An 11,666-nucleotide genomic window follows, 5' to 3' on the forward strand; every position below is an offset into this window, starting at 1 on the left:
GTCACCGACACGGCGATCGTGGTGTCAGGCGCGCCGATCACCGCTGGTCGTCCGGTGCGCGGAACGCCTGCGTGGCGTCCTGGTCGCCGGTCGCAGTGGTCCCGGTCTCCTCGCGACGTTCCGTGCCCGTCGTGTCGTCATCGGACACTGTGCCGTCCGCCCGTGTGACTGTGCCGTCCGCCCGCGTGGCTGTGCCGTCCGCCCGCGTGGCTGTGCCGTCCGCCCGCGTGTCGGTGTGGTCCGTCGAGTCCTGAGCGCCGTGCGGTTCCTGGATCGGGTACTGCTGGGTCGGCTGCGCACCGGGGTACTGCTGTCCGCCGTACTGCTGGGCACCGGGATACTGCGCTCCTCCGCCGTACTGCTGAGCACCCGGGAACTGCTGGGAACCGGGGAACTGCTGGGACCCGCTGTACTGCTGCCCGCCGTACTGCTGAGCGCCCGGATACTGCTGGGACCCGCCGTACTGCTGCGACCCCGAATACTGCTGCGCGCCGGAGTACTCCCCCGGCGTCTGCTGTCCGGGATACGCCTGATGGCCGGGATGCGGCGCACCGAACTGGGACTGTCCGCCGGTGACTCCCTGCTGCGAGCCGTAGGGCTGGCCGTATCCCTGCGGGCCGTAACCCTGCGGCGAACCGTAACCCTGCGGCGAACCGGAGCCCTGCGGCTGACCGGTTCCCGCACCGGACCCGACTCCCTGGTACTGCCCGGCGCCCTGCTGCGACCCGAAGGAACTCTGCTCACCCGACCGGCCGGACACGAGGATGCCGAGGCCGAACAGCAGCGCGACGAGCGCCAGCGCGAACTGCAGGAAACCGAGGACGAGGATCGTCACGCCGCCCCACGCGATCCCGGTGTCCTCGGGCAGATGGAACAGCTGGAACAGGGATGTCACGAAACCGACGCCCGACGCCGCGACGGCCACGGCACGCAGGTCCTGGCCGGGGAGCAGCGACAGTGCCGCGCTCACACCGCCGAAGAGCAGGAAGGCCAGCGGCACGACGGCGAAGCCGAAATCGAAGGACGTGAGCGCCACCTGCGAGCCGAAGGTGATGTTCACGAAGGGTGTGAGGCCGAGCAGGAAGTTCACGGCACCGAGCACGGCCACCGCGAGTGGCAGCAGCAACGGCACCACCTTGCTCTGGGCGGATGCGCCTGCGGGGAATGTCATCGATTCTCCTGCCGTCGATCGGTGTGTGTCGGTCACTCGTCCTGCAGTCAACAGCCTAGGGACTACCCGAGAGAATGGGGTCCATGCCGCACACTCTCGCCCCGGGCCCCGACGTCGTGGTCGAGACGGAGGTGAAGCACTCGCGTTTCCTCGCGGCGGTTCGTCGTGTCGACACGGCCGACGCCGCGCTCGCCTTCGTCGACGAACAACGCCGACTGTATCCCGATGCCCGACACCATTGCTGGGCGTTCGTGGTGGGTGACGCCCCGGCGGCGCGTGCCGAGCGGTCGAGCGACGACGGGGAGCCGGGCGGCACGGCCGGCATCCCGATGCTGCAGGTCCTGCACCACCGGGATCTCGTGAACGTCGCGGTGGTGGTGACCCGGTGGTTCGGGGGGATCAAGCTCGGCGCGGGCGGGCTGGTGCGCGCGTACTCGGGTGCGGTCGCGACGGCACTGGACGAGGCGCCCCTCGTCGAGCGCAGGCAGCAGGAGAAGTTCACCCTCGCGATCGATCACGGCGAGGCGGGTCGCGTGGAGGCGGAACTGCGCGGGCGCGGGGTCGCGGTGCTCGACGTCGCTTATGCGGACCGGGTCGTCCTCACCGTCGCCGGGCGCGAGCGGAGCGAACTGGAGGGGTGGGTGGCGTCGCTGACGTCCGGGGCGGGCGAACTCGAACCCGCGGGAGTCGACTGGATCGACATCTGACCGGATCCACACCGGAAAAGCGCGTGCGCGCCTCCCGATGGCCGGAGCCACCGGAAGGCGCGCACGGAAGGTGACGCTGCTGTCAGAGCGACTGCAGGATCTCGCGAGCGAGCGCAGCGGTCTCGGACGGCGTCTTGCCGACCTTCACGCCGGCCGCCTCGAGAGCGTCCTTCTTGGCCTGAGCGGTGCCCGAGGAGCCCGAGACGATGGCGCCGGCGTGGCCCATGGTCTTGCCCTCGGGAGCGGTGAAGCCCGCGACGTAGCCGACGACCGGCTTGGTCACGTTGGCCTTGATGTAATCGGCCGCGCGCTCCTCGGCGTCGCCGCCGATCTCGCCGATCATGACGATGACCTTGGTCTCCGGGTCCTTCTCGAACGCCTCGATGGCGTCGATGTGGGTGGTGCCGATGACCGGGTCGCCGCCGATGCCGATGGCGGTCGAGAAGCCGTACTCGCGCAGCTCGAACATCATCTGGTAGGTCAGGGTGCCCGACTTGGAGACGAGGCCGACCGGGCCCTTGCCGGCGATGTTCGCCGGGGTGATGCCGACGAGCGCCTCACCCGGGGTGATGATGCCGGGGCAGTTGGGGCCGATGATGCGGGTCTTGTTGCCCTTCTGGACGTTGTAGGCCCAGGCGTAGGCGGAGTCCTGCACGGGGATGCCCTCGGTGATGACCACGAGCAGCGGGATCTCCGCGTCGATGGCCTCGACGATGGCGTCCTTCGAGAAGGCCGGGGGAACGAACGCGATCGAGACGTCGGCGCCGGTCTCCTTGATGGCCTCGGCGACGGAGCCGAAGACGGGGAGCTCGACCGGGTTGCCGTCCTTGTCGGTGTGCGAGACCGTCGTGCCGGCCTTGCGGGCGTTCACGCCGCCGACGACCTGGGTGCCGGCCTTGAGCATGAGAGCGGTGTGCTTGGTGCCCTCGCCGCCGGTGATGCCCTGGACGATGACCTTGGAATCCTTGGTAAGGAAGATTGCCATTGTTCTGTGTGTCCCTTTACTTCGCTGCGAAGGCGAGTTCGGCCGCCTTGTCGGCAGCCTCGTCCATGGTGGCGACGACCGTGACCAGCGGGTGGTTGGCCTCGGCGAGGATGCGGCGACCCTCGTCGACGTTGTTGCCGTCGAGGCGGACGACCAGCGGCTTGTTGGCCTCGTCGCCGAGGATCTCGAGGGCCTTGACGATGCCGTTCGCGACCGCGTCGCACGCGGTGATGCCACCGAAGACGTTGACGAACACGCTCTTGACCTGGGCGTCGTTCAGGATGACGTCGAGACCGGCGGCCATGACGGCTGCGGAGGCGCCGCCACCGATGTCGAGGAAGTTGGCGGGCTTGACGCCGCCGTGCTTCTCGCCTGCGTAGGCGACGACGTCGAGGGTCGACATGACCAGGCCGGCGCCGTTACCGATGATGCCGACCTCGCCGTCGAGCTTGACGTAGTTGAGGTCGTTCTCCTTGGCCTTGAGCTCGAGCGGATCCGTGGCGTCCTTGTCCTCGAACTCGGCGTGGCCGGGCTGACGGAAGTCGGCGTTGGCATCCAGGGTGACCTTGCCGTCGAGGGCGAGGATCTGGTCGTCCGGGGTGCGGACGAGGGGATTGACCTCCACGAGGAGAGCGTCTTCCTTGACGAAGACCTCCCACAGCTTCTGAATGGTCACGGCCGCGGCGTCGAGGACCTCGGCGGGCAGGTGACCCTTCTCGGCGATCTCGCGCGCGAACGCGAGGTCGACGCCCTTGACGGCGTCGACGGCAACCTTGGCGAGGCGCTCCGGCTTGGTGGCGGCGACCTCTTCGATCTCCATGCCGCCCTCGACCGAGCACATGGCCAGGTAGGTGCGGTTGGTGCGGTCGAGCAGGAAGGAGATGTAGTACTCCTCCGCGATGTCGCTGGCCTCGGCGACCAGGAGCTTCTTGACGATGTGACCCTTGATGTCGAGGCCGAGGATGTTCTCGGCGTGGGTCTGCGCGTCGTCTGCGGTGGCGGCGTACTTCACGCCACCGGCCTTGCCGCGGCCGCCGACCTTGACCTGGGCCTTGACCATCACCGGCTTGCCGATTTCTTCCGCGATCTCGCGGGCACCGGCGACAGTGTCGGTAACACGGCCGGCCGACGTCGGCACGTCATGCTTGGCGAAGAGTTCCTTCGCCTGATATTCGAAGAGATCCATCTGCTCACCGTCTCGTCTGCGTTCACGCCCGCTCCGGGGTATCGAGCGGGCCGTTTCGGACTCTAGTTTCTCGGCCGGGCCGCGGATCACGCGCGGCAGTCCCATGTGGCACAGGTCACGCGCGCGTAGGTCCGGGAACGACTTCGCAGTTCCCCTCCCGGGACGTGGCCGACGCCACGTTCGAGCGGAGCACTCGGTTCAGGATGACAGGTACCCCCTGGCCCGCCGACACCGGATCCCGCGCGAACGCGGCGCAACGGACTCGTGACATGTCGGAAAACAGTGTTTGGGACGCCGCCCGCTGGGGCATGTCCCAATTTGCCCCGGTTTGCACTGTGATGCCACTCACATAACGTCCGCCGGACGAACTACGGCTTGCCACCCCTGCGATCGCTTCGTTACCGTCGCCTGGTCGAAGTAACGATGAGGTCACGAACGGAGGATGGCGATGCGCTCTGGTAACCCGAGTGCCGAGAGCCGAATCCGCCGTCCCGAATCGGCACCCGAAGACTGGAACCCCTGGGAAGCCGCCACGATGGACTTCCGCAACACCGGCCCCGGTCCCGAGCCCACCTACTACTCCGACTCCTTCGGCCACGCCGTCCGCGACGACCGTTTCTCGCAGGACCGTCCCGACGAGAGCACCGACGTCACCGCTCCCGCATCCCGCGGTGGAGCCCATCGACTTCCCACTCCCCCCACCGCCCTCAAGGGTCGCGCCGCGGTCTTCGCGGTCGCCGCAGGCGCCGTGGTCGCCGCGGGTCAGGCCGCAGCCAACGGCGGTCCGGGACAGAACACCGAGCACTCCGAGGTCGCTCTCGCCGCCGGCGAAGCCGATTCCTCGATCATCACGGCCACCGCAGTGCCCCAGGCAGCGCAGTTCGCGCCGAGCGCCGACGCCCAGCCCTCGCAGGCCCCGCAGGTGCTCAACATCGCCGACCCGAACGACCTGTCGCAGTTCTCGAATCTCCTGGCCAAGGGCCAGCGGTTCAGCGAGGAACGCGCTGCGCGCGAGGCCGCGGCCCGTCGCCCCCTCTTCGTCCTCCCCGCCGTGGGATCGTTCACCTCGAACTTCGGCGCCCGCTGGGGCACCCTCCACGCCGGCGTCGACATCGCAGGTCCCATCGGAACCCCGATCCTCGCGGTCGCCGACGGTGAGGTCATCGATTCCGGTCCGGCCTCCGGCTTCGGCATGTGGGTCCGGCTCCTCCACGCCGACGGCACCGTCACCGTGTACGGGCACATCGACCAGTCGCTGGTGACCGTGGGTCAGCACGTCATGGCCGGCGACCAGATCGCCACCATGGGCAACCGCGGTTTCTCCACGGGCCCGCACCTGCACTTCGAGGTGCACCTCAACGGCGTCGACAAGATCGACCCCGTCCCGTGGCTCGCCACCCGCGGTATCGCCCTCGGCATCCAGCGCGACTGACCGACCTCGCCGCCGTACGTTCGGCGCTGCGTCCCGTTCGACCCTCTTCCCCGTTTCGGCGCGGACCCGCTCTTTCGTGCGAATCCGCGCCTGCCACAGGCTTTCAGAGCATCACAGCTTGATCATCGGCACACCGCCGACGAGCATCAGCCGCACCTTGCCGGCACTGCCGAAGTCGATCACGACGGTGGCCGTGGGGCCCGAGCCCCGAGTTTCGAGAACCGTTCCGAGACCGTACTTGTCGTGGCTGACGCGATCGCCGACATCGAGCACCAGCTGGTTGTTGCGTCCGCGCGCCGCACCGAAACTCGGTGTGCCCGACGAACCGCGCCGCTCACCCGCACCGAACCGCGAACCGGTGCCCGAGCCGATCGCCTGCCCGCGCGCGGGTGTGGGCTCGAGACGCCGCCAGTCGATGAGGTGCTGCGGAATCTCTTGCAGGAAGCGGGATTCCGGGTTGGTGAGGGGCTGACCCCAGGACGACCGCAGCACGGCGCGCGTGAGATAGAGACGACGCCGGGCGCGCGTGATGCCGACATACGCGAGTCGCCGCTCCTCGGACAGTTCGGCCGGATCACCGAGGGCACGCATGTGTGGGAACTGACCGTCCTCCCAACCGGTGACGAAGACGACCGGGAACTCGAGGCCCTTCGCGGTGTGCAACGTCATCAGCGTGACCACACCGGCCTCGTTCTCCGGGATCTGATCGGCGTCGGCGACGAGCGAGACCTTCTCGAGGAACGCCGCGAGCGATCCCGGTTCGGGATCGCCCTCTTCGCGTTCGTCGTCGACGATCCCGGCAGCGTTGCGGACGTCGGCGCTGAATTCCCTTGCCACGCTGACGAGTTCGTGGAGATTGTCGAGACGGGCGCCGTCCTGCGGGTCGTCGCTCGCCGACAACTCGGCGCTGTATCCGGTACGTTCGAGGATCGCCTCGACGACGTCTCCGATGTCGACCATGTCGTTGCCGTCGGCGTCGCTCGCGACGAGCATCGCCCGCAGATCGTCCATCATCTCGGCGAAACCGGCGATCGCCTTCTGCGCCCGCGTGTTCAGCAGCGCGACCTTGCCGGCTGCGGCGTCGACGAGGGCCTGCCCGAAGCTGACGCCGAGCCGCTCGGCGTGCACCGCCACACACGCCTCGGCGCGATCGCCGATACCGCGACGAGGGGTGTTGAGGATGCGGCGCAGACTCACCGTGTCGTCGGGGTTGTCGAGCACCTTCAGGTACGCGACGATGTCGCGCACCTCCTTGCGCTCGTAGAACCGCACACCGCCGACGACCTTGTAGGGCACACCGTGCCGGATGAAGACGTCCTCGAACGCGCGGGAGGCATTGTTGGTGCGGTAGAACACCGCGATGTCGGAGTAGGTGGTGTCGCCGCCGTCGACGAGCCGGTCGATCTCGGCAGCGACGAAGCGCGCCTCGTCGTGCTCGTTGTCGGCGACATAGCCGGTGATGAGTTCGCCCTCGCCCGAATCCGTCCACAGCCGCTTCTCGCGGCGACCCGTGTTCTTGGAGATGACGGAATTGGCCGCCGACAGGATGTTCTGGGTGGAGCGGTAGTTCTGTTCGAGCAGGATCGTGCGGGCCTGCGGATAGTCGCGCTCGAACTCCTCGATGTTGCGGATCGTGGCGCCGCGGAAGGCGTAGATCGACTGGTCGGCGTCGCCCACCACGCACAGTTCGCTCGGGGGAACGGCGGATTCCTCCTCCGGATCGCCCACGAGGGTGCGCACCAGCACGTACTGCGCGTGGTTGGTGTCCTGGTACTCGTCGACCAGCACGTGACGGAACCGGCGTCGGTAGTACTCGGCGACCTGCGGGTGCGCCTGCAGCAACGCCACCGTCTCGCCGATGAGATCGTCGAAGTCGAAGGCGTTCGCCGTGCGCAGGCGCTGCTGGTAGTGCGCGTAGACCCGGGCGACGACGCGGGTGAGTTCGGTGGCCGCCGAATCGGTCTCCGCCTCATGGGCGGCTTCTTCCGGCCCGATCAGTTCGTTCTTGAGGTTCGAGATCTGCGTGGACAGCAACCGGGCGGAGTACTTCTTGCTGTCGAGTTCGAGATCCTTCGCGATCATCGTGAGCAGACGACGGGAATCGTCGGCGTCGTAGATCGTGAAATTCGAATTCATGCCCTGCAGCAGACCCGCCTGCGCGCGCAGGATCCGGACGCAGCTCGAGTGGAAGGTCGAGACCCACATCGCATTCGCGCGCGGCCCCACCAGGGCCGCCACCCGCTCGCGCATCTCGGCCGCGGCCTTGTTGGTGAACGTGATGGCGAGCACCTGACCAGGGACGACGCCGCGCTCGGCCAGCAGATAGGCGATGCGACGCGTGAGCACCGCAGTCTTGCCGGAGCCCGCGCCCGCGACGATCAGCAGCGGGGCCCCTTCGTGCGTGACCGCTTCCCGCTGCTGCGGATTGAGCCCTTCGAGAAGAGCATCGGATCCGGGGCGGGAGTTTGCGAGCGCGACGGGAGTGTTCATCGTTTCACCAAACTACCGGACCGTTCGGACAACGGATCCGGACCACACAGTCGATCAAGCCGAGTGGCAGGGCCTGCAGGGTGAGTGGCAAACTGGAGTCCATGTCTTCTGTCCTTTGCACGCTCGGATCGAGTTCCGGTTGTCGCTGTCGATTCCCGACCGCCGGCCCGACCCGATACCGGTAACAGCCGCTCCCATACGGGCGATCCTTCAGAGCAGATGCGAGGAGACGACATGAGCACGCACATCGATTCTTCCCTTTCCGGCGAGCCGGGCCAGGCGAACGCCGGAACACCGGCCGCGGCCGACGACACCGGAGTGCCCACCGAGGCCGAGATCGAGGAGCTCCGCAAGGAGATCGATCGTCTCGACGCCGAGATCCTGGCCGCGGTCAAGCGCCGCACCGAGGTCTCCCGCATGATCGGGCGTACCCGCATGGCGTCCGGCGGTACCCGTCTCGTGCACAGCCGCGAGATGAAGGTCCTCGAGCGGTTCAGCGAGCTGGGCCAGGAAGGCCACACCCTGGCGATGCTGCTGCTCCGCCTCGGGCGTGGCCGCCTGGGTCACTGACGGCGGGCCGTCCGAATCACTGACGGCGGGGCCGTCCGAGTCACCGACGGCGGGCCGTCCCGGCCATCGCTGAGTTCCTCTACTGCAGGGCGATGTACTTGGTCTCGAGGAATTCCTCGATGCCCTCGGTACCGCCCTCGCGTCCCAGCCCGGAATCCTTGATTCCGCCGAACGGGGCCGCGACATCCGAGACGACACCGCGGTTCACGCCGACGATGCCCGTTTCGAGCGCATGCGACACGCGCAGGGCCCGGTCGAGGTCGCGCGTGAAGATGTAGGCGGCGAGCCCGTAGCGGGTGTCGTTCGCCGCCGCGAGCGCTTCCTCCTCGGTGTCGAAGCCGGTGACGGCCGCGACCGGCCCGAACACCTCTTCCTGCAGGATGCGGGCCTGCTTCGGCACGTCGTCGAGGACGGTGGCCGGGTAGAACCATCCCGGTCCGTCCGCGGGTTCACCGCCCAGGCGCACCGAGGCACCCGCCGACACCGCGTCCTGCACGAGTTCGATCACGGTCTTCTTCTGGTTCTCGTTGACCAGGGGGCCCAGCGTCGCGTCGGGGTCCGTTCCCGGCCCGAGCTTGTACGACGCCATGCGTTCGGTGAGCTTGGCGACGAAGGCGTCGCGCACCGAATTGTGGACGTGGAAGCGGTTCGCGGCCGTGCAGGCCTCTCCCCCGTTGCGCAGCTTGGCTGCCACCGCGCCCTCGACCGCGGCGTCGAGATCGGCGTCCTCGAAGACGACGAACGGCGCGTTGCCGCCGAGTTCGAGTGAGGTGCGCAGCAGCGAACGACCGGCCTTCTCGGCGAGCATGCGCCCGACCTCGGTGGAGCCGGTGAAGGTGAGCTTGCGCAGCCGGGGATCCTCGAGGAGCGGGCCGGTGACCTCTCCGGCATGCGAGGACGGCAGCACCGACAGGACACCCTTGGGCAGTCCTGCCTCGTCGAAGAGCTGCGCGAGCAGCTGGATCGTGAGGGGCGTCTCCGACGCGGGCTTGACGATGATCGTGCATCCCGCGGCGAGGGCGGGACCGATCTTGCGGGTTCCCATCGCGAGCGGGAAGTTCCACGGTGTGATGGCCAGGCAGGGACCGACGGGTTGTTTCGTCACGAGAACGCGCCCGGTGCCGGCCGGGGCGGGCGTGTAGCGACCGGCGATGCGGACCGCCTCCTCGGAGAACCATCGCAGGAATTCGGCGCCGTAGGTCACCTCCGATCGGCTCTCCGGTAGTGCCTTGCCCATCTCGAGTGTCATGAGCAGCGCGAAGTCGTCGGCGCGTTCGGTGATCTTCTGCCACACGGCCCGTAGCAGTTCCGCGCGTTCACGCGGCGGGGTCGCGGCCCATTCCGGACCGGCCGCGACGGCCGCGTCGAGGGCCCGTAGGGCATCACCGGGCGCGGCATCGGCGACACGGGTGAGTTCGTCGCCGGTCGCAGGATCGTGGACTCCGAAGGTGGCTCCGTTCTCGGCCGCCACCCATTCACCGCCGAGGAACAGGTCGGTGGGGACGGACCGAATCAGTTCTGCAGCATCCATATGCCCCATCATGCGCGCCGCGGTCGCTCGCTGTGGGAAACCGAAGGATCCCTTCGTCACACCGGGGGACACAGTCGCACACCGGGCGCACCGTGTCGGGGCGCACTACTGTCGACGACATGAGCGACGTAACCGCAACGGCACCGTGGAAAGCTCTGGAAGACCATCGCGACCGGCTCGAATCGGTGTCGCTGCGGCAGTTGTTCACCTCCGAACCCGACAGGGTCTCGGTGTTGACGGTCCCTGCCGGGGATCTGGTGATCGATTTCAGTAAGCAGCGTGTCGACACCCCCGTCCTGCAGGCTCTGCTCGAGCTCGCCGACACCGCGGGGATCGCCGCGGCTCGGGAGGCGATGTTCTCGGGTGCGCACATCAACGTCACCGAGGACCGCGCGGTGCTGCACACCGCCCTGCGCCTGCCCCGCGATGCGGAACTGATCGTGGACGGGGTCGATGTCGTCGCCGACGTTCACGCCGTGCTCGACCGGATGGGCCAGTTCACCGACCGCCTCCGCAGCGGCGACTGGCGCGGCGCCACCGGCGAGAAGATCGCCACGGTGGTCAACATCGGCATCGGTGGCTCCGATCTCGGCCCGGCGATGGTCACCCGCGCGCTGCGGCGTTTTCACGACGGGCCGGCGGCGCGGTTCGTCTCCAACGTCGACCCGGCGGATCTGACCGCGGCGCTGGCCGATCTGGACCCGGCCACCACCGTGTTCATCGTCGCGTCGAAAACCTTCTCCACCCTCGAAACCCTGTCGAACGCCACCGCCGCGCGCCGCTGGCTCGTCGACGCTCTCGGCGAGGATGCGGTGGCCCAGCATTTCGTGGCGGTGTCGACGCACACGGAGCGGGTGGTCGAGTTCGGCATCGATCCGGCGAACATGTTCGAGTTCTGGGACTGGGTCGGTGGGCGGTATTCGGTGGGTTCGGCGATCGGGCTGGCGGTCATGTGCGCCATCGGCCGGCAGCGGTTCGGCGAGTTCCTCGCCGGCATGCACGCCCTCGACGAACACTTCGCCACCGCCGACCCGGCACAGAACGCACCGCTGTTGGCGGGGTTGATCGGGGTGTGGAATGCGAGCGTCCTCGGTTATCGCTCGCGCGCGGTGGTGCCCTATGCGCAGGATCTGGCGCGGTTGCCGGCCTATCTGCAGCAGCTGACCATGGAATCGAACGGCAAGTCCGTGCGCGCCGACGGCACCGCGGTCTCGTGTCCGACCGGGGAGGTGTTCTGGGGTGAGCCCGGTACCAACGGTCAGCATGCCTTCTTCCAGTTGCTGCACCAGGGCACCGAGATCGTCCCCGTCGACTTCCTCGGCCTGGCCCGTTCCGGCGACGATCTGCCGGCCCGCGATGGGCAGACCAGCATGCAGGTGCTGGTGCTGGCGAACATGTTCGCCCAGGCCAAAGTATTGGCCTTCGGCCGTGATGCCGACGAGGTGCGTGCCGAAGGCGTCGACGAGGCGGTGGTGGCGCACAAGGTGATGCCCGGCGATCGGCCGTCGACGACGATCCTCGCCCCGGAACTGACCCCGTCGGTGGTCGGGCAGATCATCGCGTTCTACGAGCACCAGACCTTCGTCCAGGGCAT

Annotated in this window: 9 protein-coding genes; 4 read left to right on the forward strand and 5 right to left on the reverse strand. The window is 68.1% G+C overall.

All coding sequences use genetic code 11. The annotated features are described in order from the left end of the window. Positions 1-37: 37 nt before the first annotated feature. A complete protein-coding gene (locus tag ACNJ7K_RS03900) occupies positions 38-1,171 on the reverse strand; it encodes a DUF5336 domain-containing protein (protein ID WP_487041237.1) in 1,134 nt (377 codons plus the stop codon). An 83-nt stretch (positions 1,172-1,254) separates the two neighbouring features. Between ACNJ7K_RS03900 and ACNJ7K_RS03905 the strand changes: the two genes are divergently transcribed. Then, positions 1,255-1,878: an IMPACT family protein gene (locus tag ACNJ7K_RS03905; RefSeq protein WP_120281649.1), complete on the forward strand. Its 624-nt coding sequence runs from the start codon at positions 1,255-1,257 to the stop codon at positions 1,876-1,878. Positions 1,879-1,960: 82 nt separating this feature from the next. Here ACNJ7K_RS03905 and sucD read toward each other — a convergent pair whose 3' ends face one another. Together sucD and sucC are read right to left on the reverse strand one after the other, a co-directional pair. Beyond that, positions 1,961-2,863: a succinate--CoA ligase subunit alpha gene (gene sucD, locus ACNJ7K_RS03910; RefSeq protein WP_120281648.1), complete on the reverse strand. Its 903-nt coding sequence runs from the start codon at positions 2,861-2,863 to the stop codon at positions 1,961-1,963. A gap of 16 nt (positions 2,864-2,879) precedes the next feature. Next, positions 2,880-4,049 (reverse strand): ADP-forming succinate--CoA ligase subunit beta, encoded by a 1,170-nt coding sequence (gene sucC, locus ACNJ7K_RS03915; protein ID WP_120281647.1) that lies wholly within the window; start codon positions 4,047-4,049, stop codon positions 2,880-2,882. Between the two features lie 442 nt (positions 4,050-4,491). On the opposite strand from sucC, the gene ACNJ7K_RS03920 reads away from it, so the two are divergent. Continuing rightward, the gene (locus tag ACNJ7K_RS03920; RefSeq protein ID WP_487041238.1) at positions 4,492-5,481 is read left to right on the forward strand and encodes a M23 family metallopeptidase; all 990 of its coding nucleotides are present in this window, start codon (positions 4,492-4,494) and stop codon (positions 5,479-5,481) included. A gap of 111 nt (positions 5,482-5,592) precedes the next feature. Here ACNJ7K_RS03920 and pcrA read toward each other — a convergent pair whose 3' ends face one another. Next, entirely contained in the window at positions 5,593-7,971 is a 2,379-nt protein-coding gene (gene pcrA, locus ACNJ7K_RS03925) for a DNA helicase PcrA (RefSeq protein WP_120281646.1), read from the reverse strand. A 234-nt stretch (positions 7,972-8,205) separates the two neighbouring features. Between pcrA and ACNJ7K_RS03930 the strand changes: the two genes are divergently transcribed. Further along, a complete protein-coding gene (locus tag ACNJ7K_RS03930) occupies positions 8,206-8,541 on the forward strand; it encodes a chorismate mutase (protein ID WP_120281645.1) in 336 nt (111 codons plus the stop codon). 79 nt (positions 8,542-8,620) lie between these two features. Here ACNJ7K_RS03930 and ACNJ7K_RS03935 read toward each other — a convergent pair whose 3' ends face one another. Next, positions 8,621-10,072 (reverse strand): NAD-dependent succinate-semialdehyde dehydrogenase, encoded by a 1,452-nt coding sequence (locus tag ACNJ7K_RS03935; protein WP_026061403.1) that lies wholly within the window; start codon positions 10,070-10,072, stop codon positions 8,621-8,623. 119 nt (positions 10,073-10,191) lie between these two features. On the opposite strand from ACNJ7K_RS03935, the gene pgi reads away from it, so the two are divergent. Then, the coding region (gene pgi, locus ACNJ7K_RS03940) for a glucose-6-phosphate isomerase (RefSeq protein ID WP_487041239.1) at positions 10,192-11,666 on the forward strand (1,475 nt) is incomplete at its 3' end.

The sequence above is a fragment of the Rhodococcus shunpengi genome (assembly GCF_048381395.1).
Classification (GTDB): domain Bacteria; phylum Actinomycetota; class Actinomycetes; order Mycobacteriales; family Mycobacteriaceae; genus Rhodococcus.